The organism is Nocardia sp. NPDC051463 (assembly GCF_040681975.1).
GTDB lineage: Bacteria > Actinomycetota > Actinomycetes > Mycobacteriales > Mycobacteriaceae > Nocardia.
On sequence record NZ_JBFBAB010000027.1, the window covers coordinates 72597 to 94917 of the forward strand.

The window sequence follows — 22321 nt, forward strand, 5'->3', positions numbered from 1 at the left end:
GACCGAGTGACCCGAAAACTTGTGACTACCAAGGAGAGCCGAGATGGTTGACTACGTCGCCGAGGTCGAGCGCGTTGCCGAGGAGAGTCTTCGACGGATGTCGGTACTTCGGGAAGAACTCGAGGAGGTCAAGCAGGAGACGGCTCGTCGAGACCAAGAATTCTCTGCGAACCTGGCCACCGAGATGAGTCAATTCTGGCAGGAGTATGCCGAAACCGAAGAGGCTGCTCGCGCCGAGGCCGAAGAGCGGGAACGGCTCGAGGCCGAAGCGCGCGAGCAGCGGGAGGCGATCGCGCGGTCGATCGCCGCTCGCAAGGCGCACGAACTCGTCACCCCCGTGGACGAGGATGACGATCCGGAGGGCGAGTACTACCGCCGCAAGAGCTGGCTGATCTGACCCACGGAGAGTTTCGGCTTTTTCTCCTCGTCCCTGGGGGCGTGGGGGTCGATGGATGTGGTGTGCGGGATAACCGCCTCGGGGTCGGCGAAGGGGGCGTAGGTCTTGTCGCCGAGGAGTTGGTGGAGCAGGTAGCCGGTGAGCAGGGCGCGGGTGGTGCGGGCCGTTTTCGCTTCGTGTTTGCCCGCGCCCAGGGCGGCAAGGACGCGGCGGCCTTCGATGATGCCGTTGTGGGAGGCGCCGTCGAGCTGGCGCAGGACAACGGGGCCGGCCCAGGCGGTGGCGAGGGGAATGGCATTGGAGCTGACGGAGTCGATGTCGGTGGCGCCAGCGAGGATCAGGGCGGGGATGTCGATGTCGGGGGCCAGGGTCTCGGCGGAGGGAGCGGTGGGCGCCGGATAGAGGGCGGCGACCGCGGCGACCTTGCGCTGTGCGGCGGCGATGACCGCGGCGCCCGCGCCCATCGCATGACCGGCCAGGGCTAGCCGGTCGGGGTGCACGCTGATCGTGCCGTCACCGAGCCGGACACGAGTGCAGATGTCCAGCGTGGTGAGCAGATCGGTGGCCAGGCCGAGATGTGACGGAATCGGCCCGCGCTCGGTATCAGGGGCCGCCGCCACGAAACCCCAGGACGCGAGGTGCTCGAGTAGTCCGCGATAGTTCGAAGCACTGGTCAGCCAGCTGTGGCCGAACGCGACAGCAGGCAGGTTCAACCCCGATTCAGGCGTGTACACCACCCCGGGCTGGCCTGCGATGGCCAGATTGCCGCGCAGCACCCGATGCGGGCCTTTGCTGGTCAGGGTGCTCAGAAGTGATTTCACAGACGCCGACACGACGAGAACGTTATCCGATAAGTACTCTGGTGAGCCATGTGCGGAATCGTGGGGTACGTCGGGTACCGGGACGCCCTCGGCGTTGTCGTTGACGCGTTGCGCCGCATGGAATATCGCGGCTACGACTCGGCGGGGGTCGCGATCCTCGGTGGTTCGGGCGCGATCGCGGTGGAACGCAAGGCCGGACGCCTGGCGAATCTCGAGGCGGAACTGGCCGAGAACGGCGTGGCGCGCTTCGCGGGCGCCGCAGGCATGGGCCACACCCGTTGGGCCACCCACGGCGCGCCGACCGATCGCAACGCGCACCCGCACCGTGACGACAGCGGCAAGGTCGCCGTGGTGCACAACGGCATCATCGAGAACTTCGCGCCGCTGCGTCGCGAGCTCGAGGACGCAGGCGTCGAGCTGCGCAGTGACACCGATACCGAGGTCGCCGTGCACCTGGTCGCCCGGGCGTACGCCGCGGGCCCGACCGCGGGTGATTTCGTGGCGAGCGCGCTCGCGGTGCTGCGCCGGCTGGAGGGCGCGTTCACGCTGGTCTTCACCCATGCCGACCATCCGGACCGGATTGTCGCCGCACGCCGCTCCACCCCGCTAGTGGTGGGTGTCGGCGAGGGCGAGATGTTCATCGCCTCCGACGTCACCGCGTTCATCGAGCACACTCGCGAAGCGGTCGAATTGGGTCAGGATCAGGCCGTGGTGATCACTGCCGACGGCTACCAGGTCACCGACTTCGACGGCAACGACGCGAACGGGCGCACTCGGCCGTTCACCATCGACTGGGATCTGGCCGCCGCGGAAAAGGGTGGCCACGACTACTTCATGCTCAAGGAGATCGAGGAGCAGCCCAGCGCCGTCGCAGACACCTTGATCGGGCATTTCACGTTCGACGAGACCGGCTCCGGCCGGATCGTGCTCGACGAGCAGCGCCTCGCGGATCAGGAACTGCGCGACTTCGACAAGGTCTTCGTCGTCGCCTGCGGCAGCTCGTACCATGCCGGCCTGCTGGCCAAGTATGCGATCGAGCACTGGACCCGGCTGCCTGTCGAAGTGGAGCTGGCCAGCGAATTCCGCTACCGTGACCCGGTTTTGGACCGGTCGACACTGGTAGTGGCGATCTCCCAATCAGGGGAGACCGCCGATACGCTGGAGGCGGTGCGGCACGCGAAGGAACAGAAGGCGCGGGTGCTCGCGATCTGCAATACCAACGGTGCGCAGATTCCCCGCGAGTCCGACGCGGTGCTCTACACCAGGACCGGTCCGGAGATCGGCGTCGCGTCCACGAAGGCGTTCCTGGCCCAGGTGGCCGCGAATTACCTGGTCGGGCTGGCTCTGGCGCAGGCGCGCGGCACCAAGTATCCGGACGAGGTGGCCCGCGAGTTCGCCGAGCTCGAGGCGATGCCGCGGCTGGTCGAGCAAGTGCTGGAGACGGGGCCGCAGGTCCGGGCGCTGGCCAGGCAGCTCGCGCATGTGCCGACGGTGCTCTTCCTCGGCAGGCACGTCGGTTACCCGGTGGCGCTGGAGGGTGCGCTCAAGCTGAAGGAATTGGCGTACATGCACGCCGAGGGCTTCGCCGCGGGCGAGCTCAAGCACGGCCCGATCGCGTTGATCGAGGACGGGCTGCCGGTGATCGTGGTGATGCCGTCCCCGAAGGGGCGCGCCGTGCTGCACTCGAAGCTGCTCAGCAATATTCGCGAGATCCAGGCCCGCGGCGCCCGCACCATCGTGATCGCGGAGGAGGGCGACGACACGGTCCGGCCGTACGCCGACGATCTGATCGAGATACCCTCGGCGCCGACCCTGTTCCAGCCGCTGCTCTCGACGGTCCCGCTGCAGATCTTCGCCGCCGAGATCGCCCAGGCCCGCGGCTACGACGTCGACAAGCCCCGCAACCTGGCCAAGTCCGTCACCGTCGAATAGGCCACTACCGCAGATCTTCTTGCAGAGGAGTCCGGCGGCGATCGGGGATCGCCGCCGGAGCCGGGGGATGGGTCAGTGGTGGCCGGCGGGTACCAGCGCTTCGGTCGACGCGGTGGGTTCCCGGTGGGTGGTGGCGCGTGCCAAGCTGCCGGACAACAAGGCCACTGCTAGCGCGCTGAGAGCGAGGATCACGCCGACCCAGTTGGGGGCGGTGTAACCGAAGCCTGCCGCGATGACCAGGCCGCCGAGCCAGGCGGAGAGTGCGTTGCCGAGGTTGAACGCACCGATATTGACCGCGGAGGCCAGGGTCGGTGCGCCTGCGGCTTGGTCGAGGACGCGTTTCTGGAGGGGTGGGACGGTCGCGAAGCCGAGGGCGCCGATCAGCACCACTGTGACGGCGGCGGCAGGCTTGCTGTGGGCAGTAAGGGCGAAGAGGGCGAGCACGGTCGCGAGGGAGCCGAGTGCGATATACAGCATCGGCATCAGGTGACGGTCGGCGTAGCGGCCGCCGATCAGGTTGCCCGCGAACATGCCGATGCCGAAGAGCACGAGCAGCCAGGTGACGGAGGATTCCGCGTAGCCGGTCACTTCGGTCATCATGGGGGCGAGATAGGTGATCGCGGCGAAGACGCCGCCGAAGCCGAGCACCGTCATCGCCATCGCGAGCAGGACCTGTGGATTGCGGAAAACGGCGAGCTCGTTGCGTAGCCGGGCGTCTTGCGGCGCCGGTTGCTCGGGAACCAGTGCGGCGACGCCGATCAGCCCGATCAGCCCGACCAGTGCGACCACGAGGAAGGTGAGCCGCCAGCCGAAATGCTGGCCGAGCAGGGTGCCCAGTGGCACCCCGATCACGGTCGCGACGGTGAGTCCGGTGAACATGGTGGCGATCGCACCCGCCTTGCGGTCCGCGTTCACCAGACTTCCCGCGACGACCGCGCCGATGCCGAAGAAGGCGCCGTGCGCGAGCGAGGCGACGATCCGGCCGGTCATCATGAGGCTGAAAGTCGGTGCGGCGGCCGACAACACGTTGCCTGCGACCAGTAGCAGCAACATGCCCAGCAGCATGCGCTTGCGAGAGACGCGGGTGCCGAGCCCGGTCATCAGTGGTGCGCCGACCACGACGCCGAGGGCATACCCGGTGACCAGTAGGCCCGCGGTCGGGATCGACACGGCGTAGGTGTCGGCGATGTCGGGGAGTAGCCCGACTATGACGAATTCGGTGGTGCCGATTCCGAAGGCCCCGAGGGTCAGAGCCAGGAGTGCCAGTGGCATGGGTACAGCCTCCACTTATCGTTGCGCCTGAGCTTTACAGGCGTAAACAATAGTTGCAGACGCGTATTAATTGCAAGCGCGGGCTATTGCGGAACTCGTCTACTCTGGTACTGCGACCACGACGCAGGAGGAAGACCATGACCGCGGATGCCGCTCTGACCGGCCTGGCAGATGGCTGGTACGCACTGTCGCTGCTGCACGATCGGATCGAGGCGCATATCGAGCGCGCCCTACAAACCGGTCACCATCTGAGCGTGCGCGAGTTCTCACTGCTGGTCGTGCTGAGCCGTCAGCACGACGGGCCCGGTGGCCATCTGCGCATGAACCAAGTCGCCGACGCCGTCGTGCTCAGCCAGAGCGCGACCACCCGACTGGTCTCCCGGCTCGAAGACCGCGGCCTGCTGACGCGCTATCTGTGCGTCGACGACCGCCGCGGCATCTACACCGATGTCACACCACCGGGCCTGGAATTGCTCGAGCAGGCCCGGCCCACCCACGATGCAGCGCTGTCGAATGCGCTGGGCCAAGCTGCCGCCGATCCGGAGCTCGCGCCACTCGTCGCCGCCGTGGAGGCCATGAACACCGCCTCGACAGTGCGGCGGCCGGTCGCTGCGTCCAGGCCGGTGTGACGAGCAGATCGTTCGACGCGACATTCACCGAGTGCCGAGTCGATCCGCATCGCCGGCGGATCTCCCGAAAGACCGTCACCATGCCGACCAGTAATGGCGACAGCAGACCGGCGCTGTCGCTTGGATGTGATCGTTCACTGGATTCGACCGGCGGACCCGGGAACGATCAATCTGTTGGGGCGAGCGGTACGCCCGGGTAAGTGGGCACCGGATTGCCTTGCGGGCAGGTCATTCTGATGAGTCGGCCGTCGCGGACAATGCGCGCCGAAAACGCCGCCGGTCCCGCTTGGTCCACCGGATCGCTGCGAGCGGGTCTCGTGGCTATTCGACCGTGACGCTGCCGCGCATCTGCGGGTGCAATGAGCAGAGATAGCGGTAGTTGCCCGGTGCGGTGAAGGTGTAACTCCACTCGCCCCTGTCGAAGATGGGGCTGTTCAGTCCCATCGCCCGGTCGCCGATGCCTTGCACGTTGTGCGGCACGCTGTCACTGAATTTCCAGGTCACGGTGTCGCCGACCTTGACGGTGACCTCGGCGGGGGAGAACTTCATGTTGTCGGCATCGACGGTCACCGCGGCGGACTTCTTTTCGCCGGGCGCGGTGCTCGACGCGGCGGGCGCGGCCGACTTCGTCGTGGTCGGGGCGGCGGATTTCGGCTTGTCCGAGCCACAGCCGGAGAGCAACATCATCGCGGCCAGGCCGAGCCCGGCTACGACCTGAGTGGACCTCGCACGGCTGACCATCGGCATGACGGCCAAGCGTAGTCTGCTGACGGTGCGGGCTTACGCAGTGCCTGTGCGGCCGAGCCTGATCAGCAGCAGTGCCCGAGCAACGCAGTGGAGGCGAGCATCCATGTCCACCCAGCGGGGATTCTTCACCGCCGACGAAGTGCGGGCGGCCGAAGCCGAATTGTTCACCCGAGTCCCGGACGGCGTACCGATGCAACGCGCCGCGCACGGCCTGGCGACCGTTGTCGCGGGCGAGTTGCGGGCGCGGACCGGAGGGATCGCCGGGCGGTCGGTGACGGTGTTGGTCGGTTCCGGTGACAATGGCGGCGATGCGCTGTGGGCGGGCTCGATGCTGCGTCGTCGCGGTGTGGCGGTCACGGCCGTGTTGCTGAATCCCGAACGGGCACACGCCAAAGGACTGGCTGCGCTTCGGAAGGCAGGAGGTCGGGTTCGCGACGCCCGTGGTGGGCGAACGTCGACCTCGAGTCGGGCCGGCGATATCGGCGTACCGGATCTGGTGATCGATGGCATTGTCGGGATCTCCGGCCGTGGTCCGCTGCGGCCGAACGCCGCGGAACTCGTTGCCGCGCTCGACGCGCCGATCGTCGCCGCGGATCTGCCCAGCGGTGTCGACCCGGACACCGGTGCCGTCACCGGCCCTGCGGTCCGCGCGGATGTCACCGTCGCCTTCGGCGCCTACAAGCCGGTCCATGTGCTCGCCGCGCCGTACTGCGGGCGAATCGAACTGGTGCCCATCGGTTTACAGCTGCCCGATCCGAACCTCGCGGCGCTGGATCCGGCGTCGGTCGGCGCGCGCTGGCCGGTACCGGGCCCGCTCGACGACAAGTACACGCAGGGCGTCACGGGCGTCTGCGCGGGCAGCGGCACATATCCGGGTGCGGCCGTGTTGTGCACCGGCGCGGCCATCGCCGCGACTTCGGGCATGGTCCGCTACGCCGGAACCGGCTCGGCCGATGTCCTCTCACATTTCCCGGAAGTGGTTGCCGCCCAGAGCATCGCGGACACCGGTCGAGTCCAGTCCTGGGTGTTCGGCCCGGGCGCGGGCACCGACACAGACGCACGCAAACGACTCGCCGAGGTACTCGCGACCGACCTTCCCGTCGTCGTCGACGCCGACGGCCTTACCCTGCTCGCCGCCGATCCCGATTTGCTTCGCGGACGCTGCGCACCGACCGTATTGACCCCGCACGCAGGCGAATTCGCGCGTCTGACCGGACACGAAGTGGGGCAGGACCGGGTCGCAGCCGTCCGCGAGCTGGCCGATTCCTGGCAGGTCACCATCCTGCTGAAAGGCCGCGCTACCCTCGTCGCCGCCCCTGGCGCACCGGTGCTCGTCAACGAGGCAGGCGGCTCATGGGCCGCGACCGCGGGGGCGGGCGACGTCCTCTCCGGCATCATCGGCGCCCTCCTCGCGGCGGGCCGGGACCCGGCCTGGTCCGCCGCGGCCGCCGCCCGCGCACACGCCCTGGCCGCCAACCTGGCCGCCCACGAAAACCACCTCGCCGGAGCTCCGACTTCGGCAACCCCACTCCTGCAGCACGTTCGTCCGGCCATCCGCACCCTGCGCGCCTTCGCCCTCGGCGAATACTGACTGCGGTGGGAATCTGTCGGTCGCCGCGGAGTTCGGCCGCCATCGCGCACTCCGCACGCTGTGCTGGCGGTGCCCTCGAGGCGCTGCGGCAAACGTGACGATGCCGGTCTCTGACCACTTCACTCGGCGACGGCCCAGTCCGCCGGTCGCCGATGATCTGGTGCCCACAACACGCTGCGGCAAAGCCGTGTCGATGTCGGCCTCCGACCACTCACTCGGCGACGGGCGAGTCCGCCGGTCGCCGATGATCTGGTGCGCATGTGGCGTCGCGCGCACGCCGATCAGGAACTTCGATCGTGCGGGGCGTTCGGGTGCTGTACCGGTGACCGAAGTGACACCTGTTTCCGCGAGAACGCGGGTAGTCCTCGGCTGGTGCGCCGAGAACTCGGCCAGGTGCCGGACCGCGAGCCCGCAATGGCACGATCGATGCACACCACGACCGGCGGACGACGCGGAGAGGCGGACAAGCGTGAATGCGCAAGTGGAGGCGGTTGTCGACCTGGGTGCCATTGCGCACAACGTGCGGATCCTGCGCGAGCATGCCGGTGATGCCGCGGTGATGGCGGTGGTCAAGGCCGACGGCTACAACCACGGCGCGGTCGAGGTCGGGCGGGCCGCGCTCGGCGCGGGTGCGGCCGAACTCGGCGTCACGACGATCGATGAGGCCCTGCAACTGCGTGCGGCGGGCATCACCGCGCCGATTCTGTGCTGGCTCAACAACTCCGACGCTGACTTCGCCGCCGCCGTCGCCGCCGATGTCGAACTCGGTGTCTCGTCGCTCACGCATTTGCGGGCATTGGAGGCAGCGGCGCGTGCCACCGGTCGGACGGCAACAGCGACGGTGAAGGTCGACACCGGTCTCAACCGCAACGGCGTCTCGGCGCTCGAATACCCGCAGGTGCTCGCGGCGTTGCGCGGGCTCGTCGACGAGCAGGTGGTGCGCTTCCGGGCGATCTTCTCCCATCTCGCGCACGCTGACGAGCCACAGCATCCGATGATCGATGTGCAGCGTGACCGCTTCCTCGAGGCGATCGCGACCGCCAAAGAACACGGCTTGGAACCGGAACTGGTGCATCTGGCGAACTCGGCCGCCGCGCTGACCCGCCCCGACCTGGCTTTCGACATGGTGCGACCCGGTATCGCGGTGTACGGCCTGTCGCCGGTACCGGAGATCTCCGATTTCGGGTTGCGTCCCGCGATGACATTCCAGGCCAGGGTCGCCCTGGTGAAACAGGTCGCCGCGGGCGAGGGCGTCTCCTACGGGCACGAGTGGGTCGCGCCGGAGGACACCACCGTCGCGCTCATCCCGGCCGGCTACGCCGACGGTGTGTTCCGTAACCTCGGCGGCCGTTTCGCGGTGACGCTCGGCGGCGCGCGATACCCCAATATCGGGCGGGTGTGCATGGACCAGATCGTCGTCGACCTGGGGAACAATGCGGCAGGTATCGCGGAGGGCGACACCGCCGTCCTGTTCGGAGCCGGCCAGGACGAACCACGCGCGCAGGACTGGGCCGACGCGCTCGGCACCATCCACTACGAGATCGTGTGCTCCCCGCGCGGTCGCGTGCTCCGGCGACACGTCGGTGGCCTCGGATGAGACAGCCGAAGCCGGCGGACTATCGCATCACCATGCTGCGCGGTGGGCTGGCGACCGCGGGCGTCGTCGGTGCCCTTGCCGGTACGCACGCTTTGCGCAGAATGGGCGCCAGAGTGCTCTGGCCCGCGCGCCGCGATGAATACCGCGACGAGAACTTCGCGCTGTTCGACGACGACCGCTCCGGCGCGGTGCTCACCGAGGACGGTGTGCGGCTTGCCACTCGCGAATGCGGTCCCGCGGCCGCACCGGTCACCGTGATATTCGTGCACGGCTTCTGCAACACCATGGAATCCTTCCACTTCCAGCGTCGCGATCTGGAAAAGCGTTGGGGTGCAAGGGCCCGGCTGGTGTTCTTCGATCTGCGCGGGCACGGCGGCTCCGGCACCCCGACCACCGAGAGCTGCACTGTCGCCCAGCTCGGCCGCGATCTGGCCGCGGTCATCGAGACCCGTGTGCCGACCGGTCCCGTCGTCTTGGTCGGCCATTCGCTCGGTGGGATGGCGATACTCGCCGCGGCCGCGCAGTTCCCGGAGCTGTTCGCGGCGCGGGTAACCGGCATCGGGCTGCTGTCCACCGCTGCGGCGGAGGTCACCTCCGCGGGCATCGCCCAACTTCTCCGTAACCCGGCCGTCGACAGTTTTCGACTCGTCGTGCACATCGCGCCCGCGCTGGTCCAGGCCGGCCGCGCCACCGCGCGGCATGTGATCGCCCCGATCCTGCACGTCAGCTCTTATCACGGCCCGGTGAGCTCGACGTTGTCCCGGTTCACCACGATGATGATCGACCGGACCCCGGTCGAGACGATCGTGAAATTCCTGAAAGCGATCGAGCTGCACGACGAATCGGCGGCCCTGCCCACGCTGGCGCACCTACCGGTGCTGGTGCTGGGCGGTACCCACGATCTGGTGATCCCGTTCCGCAATTCCCGTACCTTGGCCGCGGCGCTGCCCAACAGTGAACTCGTCGGACTGGATGACGCCGCGCACATGGCGCACCTGCAATACCCGGATATCGTCAACGCCGCACTCGACCGGCTGCTCGTACGCGCCGGTGCTATCGAACAAACCGCAACCGAATCGGAGGTCCTCGGTGGCTGAACGGCAACAGCGCGTCCTGCCCACCGTCGCCGACACCGAGGCATTCGGCCGCGAACTCGCGGCCCAACTCGGCGCAGGTGATCTGGTGGTGCTGGACGGTCCGCTCGGTGCTGGCAAGACCGCGCTGACCCGTGGCATCGCCGCCGGACTCGGCGTGCAGGGCCGAGTCAGTTCACCGACCTTCATCATCGCCAGGCAACACCGTGCCGGGCAGCGCGTAGGCGCCGCGCCGGTGCCGCTCGTGCACGTGGACGCCTACCGGCTCGGCGGCGATCTGGACGAGCTCGATGCCCTCGACCTCGATACAGATCTGCATCAGGCGGTCGTCGTGGTGGAGTGGGGCAGTGGTGTCGTGGAACACTTGGCCGAGCATCACCTGTATGTGTTGCTGTCGCGCGAACCGGATTCCGAGGTGCGCACGGCGATCTGGGAATGGGTGCACTGATACGTGGCCGCGGCCGAGGTTGCTCTCGAGTAGCTCCGCACCGGCCGCACCTACCAACCGGTATCGTTAGGTCAATCATGCTTGTACTAGCCGTCGACACCGCGACACCTGCCGTTACAGCGGGATTGGTGGAACTGGAGCAGGTCGCCGACAGCGACTTGCCGCAGGTCGCTCGAATCAACACCCCCGCTGGGGTGCGCACCCTCGCCTCCCGTGTGCGGGTCGATCCCCGCGCGCACGCCGAGGTGCTCACGCCGCAAATCCTCGAATGTCTCACCGAGGCAGGCCGTTCCAGGACCGATCTTGCCGCCGTGGTGGTCGGCATCGGTCCTGGCCCGTTCACCGGACTACGGGTCGGGATGGCAACAGCCGCCGCATTCGGTGACGCGCTGGGGCTGCCCGTGTACGGGGTGTGCAGCCTCGACGCGATCGCCGCCGACGCCGCGGCCGACCTCACACCGGGCAGCGAGCTACTCGTGGTCACCGACGCGCGCCGCCGCGAGGTGTATTGGGCGCGCTACCGCGACGGGGTGCGCATCGCCGGACCCGATGTGAGCAAGCCGGGCGACCTGGATGCGGCGCACGCCACAGTGATTGCCGGATCCGCCTCTCATGTCGACTTCTTCGACCTGCCCGTGCTGCCGGTGGAGACCCCATCCCCGGCCGGGCTGGTGCAGGCGGCCGCGGTCGATCTGCTCGCGCATGTTGTGCCGGAGCCGTTGGTCCCGCTGTACCTACGCAGGCCGGACGCGGTCGAACGCAGCTATCGCACGCTCGACCGGACGGGAGCGTGATGATGGTGTCGATCCGGATCGAACCGATGGACGGCGCCGACATCGAGCGTTGTGTCGAACTCGAACAACTGCTGTTTCCCGAAGACGACCCGTGGCAGGCGGTGTCGTTCCGGTCCGAGTTGGCCGCGTCGCACAACCGGTACATCGTCGCCCGCGACGACGACGGGCGAATGGTCGGCTACGCGGGCGTCGCACTGCTCGGTGATGAGAAACACCCCGAGGCCGAGGTGCACACCATCGGCGTCGACCCGCACTGCCATCGCGCGGGTATCGGCACCGTGCTGCTCGAGGCGTTGCTCGCCGAGGCGGGCAAGCGTGGCGGACCGGTGTTTCTCGAAGTGCGCACCGACAACGCCCCTGCGATCGCGATGTACGCCAAGCACGGCTTCCACATCATCGGGCTGCGCAAGAACTACTACCATCCGAGCGGCGCCGACGCCTACACCATGCGCAGGCCCGCGCTGACCGGTGCGGGTGTGGGCTGGGACATGGCTCGCGGGGAGGTGCTGTCGTGATCGTCATGGGCGTCGAAAGCTCTTGCGACGAAACCGGAGTCGGCATAGTGCGCTGGCACGATGACGGCACCTGTGAGCTGCTCGCCGACGAGGTCGCCTCCAGTGTCGAGCAGCATGCCCGATTCGGCGGCGTCGTCCCCGAGATCGCCTCGCGCGCGCATCTGGAGGCCATCGTGCCCGCCATGCGCAGGGCACTCGCTGCCGCGGACATCGCGAAGCCCGACGCGCTGGCGGTGACCATCGGGCCTGGGCTCGCCGGTGCCCTGCTGGTCGGCGCCGCCGCCGCGAAAGCCTATGCGGCAGCGTGGGATGTGCCGTTCTACGCGTTGAACCACCTCGGCGGGCATGTCGCGGTCGACACCCTGGAGCACGGACCGATGCCACCGTGCGTCGCGCTGCTGGTGTCGGGCGGGCACACCCACCTGCTGCACGTCACCGATCTGGCCGAGCCGATAGTCGAGCTGGGCAGCACCATCGACGACGCGGCAGGAGAGGCGTTCGACAAGGTCGCCCGGCTACTCGGGCTCGGTTTCCCCGGCGGCCCCGCGCTCGACGCGGTGGCGGCGGGCGGTGATCCGAAGGCGATTGCTTTCCCACGTGGTATGACAGGTCCGCGCGATGCGCGCTACGACTTCTCCTTCTCCGGTGTGAAGACAGCTGTCGCCCGCTACGTGGAGGCAGCCCAGCGCAATGGTTTCACCGCGGCCGAACTGCCGATTCCCGATATCGCGGCGTCCTTCCAGGAGTCGGTCGCCGACGTGCTCACCATGAAGGCGGTTCGTGCGGCCCAGGATGTCGGCGTCGACACGCTGGTCCTCGGTGGCGGCGCGACCGCCAATTCCCGAATCCGCTCGCTCGCCGAGGAGCGTTGCGCGGCAGCAGGATTGGCACTTCGGGTGCCGAAACCTCGGCTGTGCACCGATAACGGCGTGATGATCGCGGCGCTCGGCGCCCACGTGATCGCAGGCGGCGCGAAGCCGTCACCGCTGACGGTGGCGACAGACCCCGGCCTGCCGGTGTCGGTCAGCCAGGTCGACTGACTGCCGCGGCGGATCCGGCTAGCGCGCGGGAACCAGCAGTTGCGGTGAATTACCGCCGGCGGAGCCGGAATTCGCGCGCGGCAGCAGCGGAACCTGCGATTTCGCTGGTGCCTGGGGCGGTGCCGGGGTGGGCGCGGTAGACGGTGCCGTGGTCTCTTCGTCCGCCTGGCTGTGTTCGGCCGGGTTCGAGGAGGACCCGGCCGGTGGGGCGAGCGGGTTGCCGAACAACGAGCCGAGCAGCTCCGGGAACGGGATCGGCGGCAGGTTCGGGTCGGGACGCAGCGTGGGCTGCGTCGGCGGGGTGCTCTCGGGTGTCGGCGTGGTGCTCGCTCGCGTGGTCGGCTGGCCGTGATCCTGGGTGATGGACGGGAGATTGCTGCCGCTCGGGCGGCCTTCCCGACTCTGGCCGCTCGGTGTCGGCGGAACCGGCGCCGATGCCGAGGGCATCTGGGTGCTGCTCGTGGTGCCCGCGGGGGAGACGTCGTCGCCGGAGGTCGGCGCGAAGGTCTTCACGCCGTAGCCGATGATCAGTCCGACCACCACGATGGCCCCAGCCAGCGTGCCGACCACCTTGGTGAAGGTGCCGACCGGCGCATCGGCGGTGAGCGCGCCGACCGGGAATACCGCGGGCTGTGCCGCGTCGGCGACCAACGCGGCGCCCTTGGCGATCACTGCCTCCGGTTCCGGGACCGTGTGCACGGGGATATCGAATTCATCGCAGAGCGTGGACACCACGGCGGGGATATTGGCCCCGCCGCCGATCACCGTGACCGCCTGTGGGAACTCGGGCGCCCGCGCGAAGACCGCCGCGGCGTAGACGCCGATCTCGCGCAGCAGGTCGGTGATCAGCTCCTCGAAATCGGCCCGGGTCAGCTTGAGTGGCTGCCCGGCGACATGGTCGATGGTCACGGCGGGCGCGATGGACAGATGTTCCTTGGCGGCGCGGCCGCGATTGGTCAGCATGCCGCGGTTCGGGCGGGTGCCGCGCCGGGCGTAGTGCAGGTCGACCAGATGGTGGTAGATGAGTTCGTCGACGGCATTGCCGCTGATCGCGGTGGTGCGCTCGCTGCGGAGCACGGTGCCGTCGGCTTGGTCGGCGACGGTGACGGTGAGACCGGACGCGCCGAGGTCGATGACGGCGACGGTGTCGTAGCGGTCCAGCAGGCCGGTGTGGCGCAGGTAGGTCAGCGCTGCCGTGCTCTCCGGGATCAGCCGCAGGTCGCGCTGCTTGCCGGTCGCCGAGCGGATCAGCTGCGCCTGCTCCTTGCTGCGGTAGGCGACGGCAACACTGGTGGGCGGTCGGCTGGCGGCCGATTCCAGCCCGATCGAGTGGGCGCCGGCGAACCGTGCGCCCACCGGGTGCTCGACGTCGCGCGGCAGCTGAGTGGTCGGTAGCTGGGTCGTCATGAGCTCGATCGAGGACGCCACCAGATCGCCGAGATCGGAGTGGGCCGCGTCGGCGGAAACGACGCGGTAATCGAAATTCTGCGCGCCGTTGGACGCGGTCGCGACCAGCGCCGAGCAAACGACCTCGTTCCCGGCGGAGATGCCGAGTGATGTTCGCATGTCACCTCCCTTCGAGCGGATGGTCATGTGCTGCCGACCATCTCGAATGGACTACCGAACTTCTCGCGTGGATGGCGAGCGATTCGGACTCGGGATCCGGCCGATCCATTGTCCGGATGGGTCGCGGGGACCGGCCGTGGATCACGTGTGGTCTTGCCCTCTGGTGAAGCTGGTTCTCTCAAACGCTTGTACTGTGACGGCTGTGACGATCGGGTAATGCTCGGCTTCCCCTGTGACGCTGGTTGTTTCGTAGCCCTCCATGCGCCCCTGCTGACGCCGGTTCGTGATGAACGCAGCGCGCGGAGAACAACCGTCGTCCATACTGTCACAATCCGTTACCCGAACGTTACAGATTTGCTGATCTCTTGGGAAGTTTTCCGGCCCTTCGGCATGGCGTGACACCCGCCACCGATCCGACACGCCGTCAGAATTGGCACAGCCCAACCTTGAGCGCTGGCACTCTCATGTATAGAGTGCTAGTCGGCACTGTGAGTAGTGCTTAGTGCCAGTTCGACCACTGAGCAGGTGTCCCGGCACCCGCGACGACGGGGCTATGCGCAGGGGTCGACGTAGCTAGCGACTGCTTACAGGTCGCGCGAAACAACACGACACCGATGGTCCGGGACAACAGTTCCGGACGACCGTATATCCCCTGAAAGTGGAGGGCTCAACGTGGCGAGCGTGAACATCAAGCCGCTCGAGGACAAGATCCTCGTCCAGGCCAACGAGGCCGAGACGACGACGGCCTCCGGCCTGGTCATCCCCGACACGGCGAAGGAGAAGCCGCAGGAGGGCACCGTCATCGCCGTCGGCGAGGGGCGCGTCACCGATAAGGGTGACCGTATCCCGGTCGACGTCAAGGAGGGCGACACCGTCATCTACAGCAAGTACGGCGGCACCGAGATCAAGTACCAGGGCGAGGAATACCTCATCCTGTCGGCGCGCGACGTGCTGGCCGTCGTCACCAAGTGACCGAGCTCCGCGCGGTCGGCTGACCGTGCTGCCCGGCCATTGCCGGGATCGAGTCGTCACGACACTGCCCCGGTTCCCCTGAGCGGGGCCGGGGCAGTGTCGTTTCAGCACTGGAACCCTAAGGAATAGGACTTATGGCAAAGCAGATCGAGTTCGACGAGAAGGCTCGCCGGGCTCTGGAACGCGGTGTCGACAAGCTCGCCGACGCCGTGAAGGTCACCCTCGGGCCGCGTGGCCGCCACGTTGTGCTCGCGAAGGCCTTCGGCGGCCCGACCGTCACCAACGACGGTGTCACCATCGCGCGCGACATCGACCTCGAAAACCCCTTCGAGAACATGGGCGCGCAGCTGGTCAAGAGTGTCGCCACCAAGACCAACGACGTTGCGGGCGACGGCACCACCACCGCGACCGTGCTCGCGCAGGCGCTGGTGCGCGCGGGCCTGAAGAACATCGCCGCGGGTGCGAACCCGATCGCGGTGGGCTCGGGCATCGGCAAAGCCGCCGACGTGGTCTCCGAAGCGCTGCTCGCGCTGGCCACCCCGGTCTCCGGTGAGCAGGCCATCGCTCAAGTCGCGACCGTGTCCTCGCGCGACGAGGAGATCGGCGCCATGGTCGGCAAGGCGCTGACCACCGTCGGCAAGGACGGCGTCGTCACCGTCGAGGAGTCCTCGACGCTGCAGACCGAACTCGTCGTCACCGAGGGCGTCCAGTTCGACAAGGGCTACCTCTCGCCCTACTTCGTCACTGACACCGACAGCCAGCAGGCCGTGCTCGAGGACGCCTTCATCCTGCTGAACCGGGAGAAGATCAGCTCGCTGCCCGATCTGCTCCCCGTGCTCGAGAAGATCGCCGAGTCCGGCAAGCCGGTGCTGATCATCGCCGAGGACGTCGACGGCGAGGCGCTCTCGACCCTGGTCGTGAACTCGATCCGCAAGACCATCAAGGCCGTTGCCGTCAAGGCGCCGTTCTTCGGTGATCGCCGCAAGGCGTTCCTCGACGACCTCGCCGTCGTCACCGCGGGCACCGTGGTGAACCCGGACCTCGGTATCACGCTGCGTGAGTCCGGCCTCGAGGTGCTCGGCAAGGCGCGTCGCGTCGTCGTCACCAAGGACGACACCACCATCATCGACGGTGCGGGCACCGTCGAGGACATCACGGCCCGCGGCGCGCAGCTGCGTCGTGAGATCGAGGCCACCGACTCCGACTGGGATCGCGAGAAGCTCGAAGAGCGGCTGGCGAAGTTGTCCGGCGGCGTCGCGGTGATCAAGGTCGGCGCGGCCACCGAGACCGCGCTCAAGGAGCGCAAGTACCGGGTCGAGGATGCTGTCAGCGCCGCGAAGGCCGCCGTCGACGAGGGCATCGTCCCCGGTGGCGGTACCGCACTCGTGCTCGCCGGCGCCAAGCTCGACGAGCTGCGCGATTCGCTCTCCGGCGACGAGGCGGTCGGCGTCGAGGTGGTGCGCACAGCACTGTCGGCGCCGCTGTTCTGGATCGCCACCAACGCGGGCGCCGACGGCTCCGTAGTGGTCAGCAAGGTCGCCGACGGGAAGGAAGGCTTCAACGCCGCCACCCTCACCTACGGTGATCTGCTCACCGACGGTGTCGTCGATCCGGTCAAGGTGACCCGCTCGGCCGTCGTGAACGCGGCGTCGGTGGCCAGGATGATCCTCACCACCGAGAGCGCTGTGGTGGACAAGCCCGCCGAAGAGGCTCACGACCACGGTCATGGACACGGCCACAGCCACTGAGTTCGGTTCGATATGCGAAGGCCCCTCGGAACCCAAGGATTCCGGGGGGCCTTCGTCTGTGAACTTTATGAACAGAACAATGGATTTCGTACATTGAGTTCAGGGAAATTCCTGGGTTGCTTCCGAAATCGACTATGCACCGAATGTTGGTTCGCGTGTCTTCTTCCTGATGTGCTGCGGAGGCGGGGAATGAACGCTCAAGAGGCGACGGGCGGTTGCTCGTCGGCGATGGCCGTGAGCAATCGCCCACGCAGGGCAGCGGGCGGCTCAACCGCTGACACCGCCGCGAAGGCGGCGAGGACGTCTCTCGTCTCTTGCGCTTCGGCAAGGAATTCCGCGCGTAGGGCGGGGTCCTCGCTATCGAGCAGGTCTCGTACCGCGTGATGGTCTTCGTCGTCGATCGATGCGAGCGCGACGGCGTGCGCGAGATCGATCTGGACTTCGTTCATCTCACGTCACCCCCAAACTTTTTTTCAGTCGTGTCAGTCCGTCCCGGATGCGGGACTTAACCGTTGGTAACCCTACGCCGAGGTAAGTGGCTACTTCTGCGTAGGTTCGCCCGCCGTAGTAGGCGAGCGAGATGGCCTCTCGCTGGGTCGGTGTCAAGGTGGCGAGACCCTCGAGGACGGCCTGTTGTTCGAGCCTTCGCTCGACTTCTTCGGTGACCTCATCGAATTCGTTGCCGAGAACCCTTATCCCGTAGGCGACTTCGCGCTGGGTATGGGCTTGTTCGGCGCGAACCCGGTCGACCGCTCGCCGGTGGGCCAGCGTCATCAGCCACGTGACCGCCGACCCTTTCGCCGAGTCGAAACTCGCCGCAGTCCGCCAGATCTGTAGGAAGACCTCTTGGGTGGTCTCCTCCGCATATCCGGGATCATGCAGAACGCGGAGCACCAGACCGAAGACGCGCGCGCACGTTCGGTCGTAGAGCTCGGCGAAAGCTTCCTGGTCGGACCGGCCGCAACGCTCGAGAAGGGCGGCTAGCTCGATACTTTCGGCTGCGCGTGCCGACACCGCAGAATCCACACGAGGTGGGATGGCTTCTCTTCGGAACGAGTCGCCCTCTGCGGCCATCGGCCGCGTTGTCACAACGCTCCATTCTGTGTCATCGATCACTACCGTAGCGCGCCGCTATGACCACCCTTTCGGTGGGGTGGCGGCAATCTATGTGTGGTCCAGCGACTTCGACACACCGGATGTTTCCTCGAGAGACACTTGGCACGCCGATGGTTGTCGCGAAACGCCGAACCGACAGCCAGGTGGCTTCTGGCTGTTGCTGCGGCAGTCATGTCGGTGGTGGCCGCTACCGCCTGCGCCGAGGCGCTCAAAGGTGTTGTATTGGCCGGTTGTTTGCTAGGGATTCGGCGCGCCAGGTGGTGCGGATGGGATCGGATTCCGCATGGCGCACTCGGCTATACCGCCATGCGGCGGCGGCTACGGCGCGCGTGCATCTCGCGTTCCGTTTCCGACATTCCACCCCAGATGCCGTAGGGCTCGCTGACTTTCAAGGCGTGGCTGCGGCATTGCATCAGTACCGGGCAGCTCCGGCAGATTTCCTTGGCGCGCATCTCCCGTGCGGTGCGGGCGCGGCCGCGTTCGCCGTCGGGATGGAAGAACACAGCGGAATCCTGCCCGCGGCAAGACCCTCTCATCTGCCAGTCCCAGACATCGGCGTTCGGTCCGGGAAGGTGGGTCGGCATGGGCATGGTGAACTCCTCGTGGTGCGAGCTCGTCAGCGTTGTCGAGCAGTTGTTCTGCAATCAGTTGTGGCCACGGCGCTGGGTCGGCGGCGTGCCTGTCGGCTCGCCCTTCGCGGTCGCTGTAATTTCGCGCGGCGCCGACCGTGGCGGTGAGTTACGTTAGGTCCAGCCGCGAAATTCCGTCAATAGTTCGACGCAGCAGTTTTCCAAATGTTGGGCTGCGAAATTTAACCTCTACGGTGTTTACTTTTTGCATTGCTTCCGGTGATACTGGTCGGTTGATCGACGGCTCGTATGGAACCGTCTGGCTGGATCAGCGAGTATATCCGCAGGTGGGCGCGGTTTCGGTGGTCGACTCCCCATGTCTGGGGAGCCATGTCCATCGTGGGGGCGGTCACAGTGTCGATCCGGGCCGATGGTATGTCGGATCGGACATGGCGGAATCGGGGCGCTGAGGTTAATTGCGCGAAACGCATGTGAATTCCTATCGCACGTGCCAGTTGATTGCCCGTACGAGATTTACCTGATGGAAACACGATGTCGGCATTCGAAATGCTGGATGGTTGCCGGGATGTCTCGGCGATGTTTCCGGGCGCGCTGGCCTGCTCGCGGCGCGCGATAGAGTTCGGCCGTGTCCGCGCCAGCTATCCCTATATATAGCGAGTCAACACCGCTCGCTGCCGCCGCGTTCGGTGACCGTCGTGCATTCGGCGCTGCCGAGTTGCCAGTGCCGCGAAGCACCCTCGATTCATGGCATCGGGCGGTAATTCTCGGCGGCGGGGGCCACTACGCCGCAGCCCGCGCCGAACTCCGGTTGCTGCGCGTGCGCACCACCGACCCGGTGCTGCTTTCGCTCGCCGCGAGCACCGAGGGTTCGCTGTCGCGGCAGCTCGGCTGGCATGCCCGCGCCGCGGTCGCCGACGGGCGGGCCGCGGCGCTCATCCTCCCCACTCGTGCCGAGGGCGGGATTGGGGTCGGCCCGGACCGCTGCGACGCCGTCTGTGATGCGTTGACCGGCCTCGCCGCCGACGCGCTCGGCACCGGCAGACTCACGCTGGCCACCCGATTGCTGTGGCGCAGCCACGATGCTCTCGACCCGGAACAGCTGCGCTGGCGGCCGTGGGTGCGCTGGCACTGGGTTTCGGCGGAGACCGCCCTTGCCTCGGGCCGCGCCGACCCCGCGCGCACCCATGCCGAGGCCGCGGTGGAATTGGCCGAGCGTGGCCCCTCGATCCGGCACCGGGTCAAATCCAGGTTGCTGGTCGCGGCGGCGGCCGCGGCCGGGGGCGACGTCGAGCATGCGCGCGCGCTCGCCGAGACGGTTGCCGCCCAATGCCGCGAATACGGCCTGCTTCCGCTGCGCTGGGCGTGCGCCATGCTGCGTGCTGGCGTATCCGACGACGACGCCGCGACCGCCGAAGCTGCCGAATGTGCTGCGGCTATTGCTCGGCGTGGCGGGCGGTTTCGGCCCGCGGGTGTTGCCTAGGTCTTCCACTGGAGGCGACCCGTGTTGCCCGGTTCCCGGCGTTGTGTAGCTATTGTTAGATCCGTTCCGCCCCACCGGCGGAAGCACTGGTCATCCCCGACCGTGCCACTTGTAACGCCAGGAATTTCTCTGACGATGACGAACACGGGCGAAGAGTTGGACCTCGCCGTCGCTGCGGCTGCGCAGGGCGACAGATCCGCTTTAGCTCAGGTACTCGAAATGGTCCGCCCGCTGGTGGTGCGCTACTGCCGCGCGCGGATCGGCGCCGCGGAGCGAGGACAACTCTCTGCGGATGACGTTGCGCAGGAGGTATGTCTGGCTGTGATGACCGCCTTGCCCAGGTATCAAGACCAGGGCAGGCCCTTCATGGCCTTCGTATACGGAATCGCTTCGCACAAGGTCGCCGACGCTCATCGGAACGCCGCCCGTAACAAGGCGGAGGCCATGGCCGAAGTACCAGATGTCATATCCACCGACCATGGTCCGGAACAACGAGCTCTCGAATCAGAGACGAGCAGGCAGATGAACAGTCTGCTCGCGACTCTTCCTGAGAAACATCGGGAGATCCTGATCCTGCGATTGGTCATGGGTTTGTCAGCGGAAGAAACCGCAGTCGCCGTGGGCAGTACGGCGGGTGCGATACGGGTGGCCCAACACAGGGCACTCGCAAAACTGAAGTCACAAGTGGCGAGGGCAGGTGAAATGTATGGCTAGGGATGGCGAGCGCGGTCGGGGCGACTGGAAGGCGCGGCTTGGATCGCGAAATAGCGGTCCCTACGCCGAGAGCGTCGGTGACACCGGTCCGGTGGACATCGCCGCGGTACGCCGCGACGATGCGCTGATCGATGCCATTGCGAGCGACGGTCCGGTACGGACCGACAGCGCGGAGGAGTATCAGCTCGCGACGCTGTTGGCCGATTGGCGGGCCGAGCTGTTCTCGGAGCCGATGCCGGTGGAACCGAGCCTCGATGAAATCGTGGCCGCGGTCAACCAGGAGATCGGTGCTCGACAAGTCCGTATCGGCGCACAGACCGGCGGACGACTACGGCTACTTCGCCCGATCGCGGGGACGGCTGCCGCACTGGCGCTTGTCATCGGCGGGATGACGGCGTTTTCCTACAACGCAGAGCCCGGTGATCCGCTATGGCGGGTCAAGGAGGTCGTGTTCAGTGAACAGGCCCAGACCACCGTGGTCCAGCGTGCCGACGACTACTTGACCGAGGCGCAGGCATTCATCGATTCGGGTAACCCCGAAATGGCGAAGACCAAGCTGGAGGGCGCTCGGGAGAACGTGACTCAGGTCAACGACACCGATAAGCAGAGCGTGCTGGCGGCTCGCTGGGATTTGGTTCTCGCTGAGTTGCGTAAGAGGGCACCGGAAATCGCGAGCTCGATCACCGCGACGCCGACGCCGACGCGGCCCGCCGATCCGAAGCCGAGCACCGACACCTCCGGTACGAAGCCGACGACCGGCAATCCGCAGCAGACCATTCTGCAGTCGCCGGATGCCTCGGGGACGAAGCCGCCGACGAGCGCGGACCTTACTGCTCCCGGTCAACCGTCGACCACAGTGCCGCCGGTGATTCCGCCGATCACGCCCGAGCCGACGACGCCTCCCGTGCAGAGTCAGCCGCCGACGCAGGATCAAACGCCCCCCGCCGTGCCGACCACGGTGGTGGTCGTGCCGCCCGTCGATACCGGTCCGCCGACGCAGCCCGCCACGCCTCCGTCGGCACCGGCCACCAACCCCGGAACCGTGGTTCCCACCGGAACCGGCGGTTCCGGTGGGACTGGTGGTTCCACTGGGACGGGCGGTTCGACTGGGACTGGTGGTTCCACTGGGACTGGTGGGACTGGGGGGTCCACCGGGACGGGTGGTTCCCCCGGAACAGGCGGTGGAACAGGCGGATCTACCGGAACAGGTGGAATTGGCGGAACGGGTGGAGCGGGCCCCGCTACCTAGCTCGAGAAC

At 67.2% G+C, this 22321-nt stretch carries 23 protein-coding genes; 16 read left to right on the forward strand and 7 right to left on the reverse strand.

Going from position 1 to position 22321, the window contains the following annotated elements:
• Positions 1 to 43: 43 nt before the first annotated feature.
• A complete protein-coding gene (locus AB0M74_RS27955; protein ID WP_366529269.1) occupies positions 44 to 397 on the forward strand; it encodes a hypothetical protein in 354 nt (117 codons plus the stop codon).
• On the opposite strand, the gene AB0M74_RS27960 is transcribed toward AB0M74_RS27955, so the two are convergent.
• A complete protein-coding gene (locus AB0M74_RS27960; protein ID WP_366529270.1) occupies positions 370 to 1230 on the reverse strand; it encodes a dienelactone hydrolase family protein in 861 nt (286 codons plus the stop codon). The genes AB0M74_RS27955 and AB0M74_RS27960 overlap by 28 nt on opposite strands.
• Before the next feature lie 36 nt (positions 1231 to 1266).
• On the opposite strand from AB0M74_RS27960, the gene glmS reads away from it, so the two are divergent.
• A complete protein-coding gene (gene glmS / locus AB0M74_RS27965) occupies positions 1267 to 3150 on the forward strand; it encodes a glutamine--fructose-6-phosphate transaminase (isomerizing) (protein WP_366529271.1) in 1884 nt (627 codons plus the stop codon).
• Positions 3151 to 3222: 72 nt separating this feature from the next.
• Here the strand turns inward: glmS and AB0M74_RS27970 are convergent, their stop codons facing one another.
• The gene (locus tag AB0M74_RS27970) at positions 3223 to 4422 is read right to left on the reverse strand and encodes an MFS transporter (protein WP_366529272.1); all 1200 of its coding nucleotides are present in this window, start codon (positions 4420 to 4422) and stop codon (positions 3223 to 3225) included.
• Between the two features lie 137 nt (positions 4423 to 4559).
• Between AB0M74_RS27970 and AB0M74_RS27975 the strand changes: the two genes are divergently transcribed.
• Positions 4560 to 5051, forward strand: a complete 492-nt coding sequence (locus tag AB0M74_RS27975; RefSeq protein WP_366529273.1) for a MarR family transcriptional regulator — start codon at positions 4560 to 4562, stop codon at positions 5049 to 5051.
• A gap of 321 nt (positions 5052 to 5372) precedes the next feature.
• Here AB0M74_RS27975 and AB0M74_RS27980 read toward each other — a convergent pair whose 3' ends face one another.
• Positions 5373 to 5798 (reverse strand): cupredoxin family copper-binding protein, encoded by a 426-nt coding sequence (locus tag AB0M74_RS27980; protein ID WP_366529274.1) that lies wholly within the window; start codon positions 5796 to 5798, stop codon positions 5373 to 5375.
• 103 nt (positions 5799 to 5901) lie between these two features.
• Here AB0M74_RS27980 and AB0M74_RS27985 point away from each other — a divergent pair, with 103 nt between their 5' ends.
• From AB0M74_RS27985 to tsaD, 7 genes are all read left to right on the forward strand, one after another.
• Positions 5902 to 7389, forward strand: a complete 1488-nt coding sequence (locus AB0M74_RS27985) for an NAD(P)H-hydrate dehydratase (protein ID WP_366529275.1) — start codon at positions 5902 to 5904, stop codon at positions 7387 to 7389.
• A gap of 469 nt (positions 7390 to 7858) precedes the next feature.
• A complete protein-coding gene (gene alr, locus AB0M74_RS27990) occupies positions 7859 to 8986 on the forward strand; it encodes an alanine racemase (protein WP_366529276.1) in 1128 nt (375 codons plus the stop codon).
• The gene (locus AB0M74_RS27995; RefSeq protein WP_366529277.1) at positions 8983 to 10083 is read left to right on the forward strand and encodes an alpha/beta hydrolase; all 1101 of its coding nucleotides are present in this window, start codon (positions 8983 to 8985) and stop codon (positions 10081 to 10083) included. Before alr ends, AB0M74_RS27995 begins: the two co-directional genes overlap by 4 nt.
• A complete protein-coding gene (gene tsaE / locus AB0M74_RS28000; protein ID WP_366529278.1) occupies positions 10076 to 10528 on the forward strand; it encodes a tRNA (adenosine(37)-N6)-threonylcarbamoyltransferase complex ATPase subunit type 1 TsaE in 453 nt (150 codons plus the stop codon). The genes AB0M74_RS27995 and tsaE overlap by 8 nt, the downstream gene beginning before the upstream one ends.
• A 77-nt stretch (positions 10529 to 10605) precedes the next feature.
• Positions 10606 to 11322 carry a tRNA (adenosine(37)-N6)-threonylcarbamoyltransferase complex dimerization subunit type 1 TsaB gene (gene tsaB / locus AB0M74_RS28005; protein WP_366529279.1) on the forward strand — a complete coding sequence of 239 codons (717 nt, stop codon included), beginning with the start codon at positions 10606 to 10608 and terminating at the stop codon, positions 11320 to 11322.
• Positions 11322 to 11837: a ribosomal protein S18-alanine N-acetyltransferase gene (rimI, locus tag AB0M74_RS28010; RefSeq protein ID WP_366529280.1), complete on the forward strand. Its 516-nt coding sequence runs from the start codon at positions 11322 to 11324 to the stop codon at positions 11835 to 11837. The genes tsaB and rimI overlap by 1 nt, the downstream gene beginning before the upstream one ends.
• A complete protein-coding gene (tsaD, locus tag AB0M74_RS28015) occupies positions 11834 to 12877 on the forward strand; it encodes a tRNA (adenosine(37)-N6)-threonylcarbamoyltransferase complex transferase subunit TsaD (protein ID WP_366529281.1) in 1044 nt (347 codons plus the stop codon). The genes rimI and tsaD overlap by 4 nt, the downstream gene beginning before the upstream one ends.
• Positions 12878 to 12895: 18 nt before the next feature.
• On the opposite strand, the gene AB0M74_RS28020 is transcribed toward tsaD, so the two are convergent.
• Positions 12896 to 14443 (reverse strand): Hsp70 family protein, encoded by a 1548-nt coding sequence (locus tag AB0M74_RS28020; protein WP_366529282.1) that lies wholly within the window; start codon positions 14441 to 14443, stop codon positions 12896 to 12898.
• Positions 14444 to 15115: 672 nt separating this feature from the next.
• Here AB0M74_RS28020 and groES point away from each other — a divergent pair.
• Positions 15116 to 15415 (forward strand): co-chaperone GroES, encoded by a 300-nt coding sequence (groES, locus tag AB0M74_RS28025; protein WP_014981824.1) that lies wholly within the window; start codon positions 15116 to 15118, stop codon positions 15413 to 15415.
• 134 nt (positions 15416 to 15549) lie between these two features.
• Positions 15550 to 17163 carry a chaperonin GroEL gene (groL, locus tag AB0M74_RS28030; protein WP_366529283.1) on the forward strand — a complete coding sequence of 538 codons (1614 nt, stop codon included), beginning with the start codon at positions 15550 to 15552 and terminating at the stop codon, positions 17161 to 17163.
• Positions 17164 to 17360: 197 nt separating this feature from the next.
• Here groL and AB0M74_RS28035 read toward each other — a convergent pair whose 3' ends face one another.
• The 3 genes from AB0M74_RS28035 to AB0M74_RS28045 form a co-directional block, all read right to left on the reverse strand.
• Positions 17361 to 17612 carry a hypothetical protein gene (locus AB0M74_RS28035; RefSeq protein WP_366529284.1) on the reverse strand — a complete coding sequence of 84 codons (252 nt, stop codon included), beginning with the start codon at positions 17610 to 17612 and terminating at the stop codon, positions 17361 to 17363.
• 1 nt (position 17613) lies between these two features.
• A complete protein-coding gene (locus tag AB0M74_RS28040; protein WP_366529285.1) occupies positions 17614 to 18189 on the reverse strand; it encodes a sigma-70 family RNA polymerase sigma factor in 576 nt (191 codons plus the stop codon).
• Between the two features lie 386 nt (positions 18190 to 18575).
• Positions 18576 to 18869, reverse strand: a complete 294-nt coding sequence (locus AB0M74_RS28045) for a WhiB family transcriptional regulator (RefSeq protein ID WP_366529286.1) — start codon at positions 18867 to 18869, stop codon at positions 18576 to 18578.
• On the opposite strand from AB0M74_RS28045, the gene AB0M74_RS28050 reads away from it, so the two are divergent.
• The 4 genes from AB0M74_RS28050 to AB0M74_RS28065 all read left to right on the forward strand — a co-directional run bounded on the left by AB0M74_RS28050 (position 18862) and on the right by AB0M74_RS28065 (position 22312).
• Positions 18862 to 19026, forward strand: a complete 165-nt coding sequence (locus tag AB0M74_RS28050) for a hypothetical protein (protein WP_366529287.1) — start codon at positions 18862 to 18864, stop codon at positions 19024 to 19026. The genes AB0M74_RS28045 and AB0M74_RS28050 overlap by 8 nt on opposite strands.
• Positions 19027 to 19494: 468 nt before the next feature.
• Positions 19495 to 20349 carry a hypothetical protein gene (locus AB0M74_RS28055; protein WP_366529288.1) on the forward strand — a complete coding sequence of 285 codons (855 nt, stop codon included), beginning with the start codon at positions 19495 to 19497 and terminating at the stop codon, positions 20347 to 20349.
• Positions 20350 to 20484: 135 nt separating this feature from the next.
• A complete protein-coding gene (locus tag AB0M74_RS28060) occupies positions 20485 to 21063 on the forward strand; it encodes a sigma-70 family RNA polymerase sigma factor (RefSeq protein ID WP_366529289.1) in 579 nt (192 codons plus the stop codon).
• Positions 21056 to 22312, forward strand: a complete 1257-nt coding sequence (locus AB0M74_RS28065; protein WP_366529290.1) for an anti-sigma-D factor RsdA — start codon at positions 21056 to 21058, stop codon at positions 22310 to 22312. The genes AB0M74_RS28060 and AB0M74_RS28065 overlap by 8 nt, the downstream gene beginning before the upstream one ends.
• Positions 22313 to 22321: the final 9 nt, after the last annotated feature.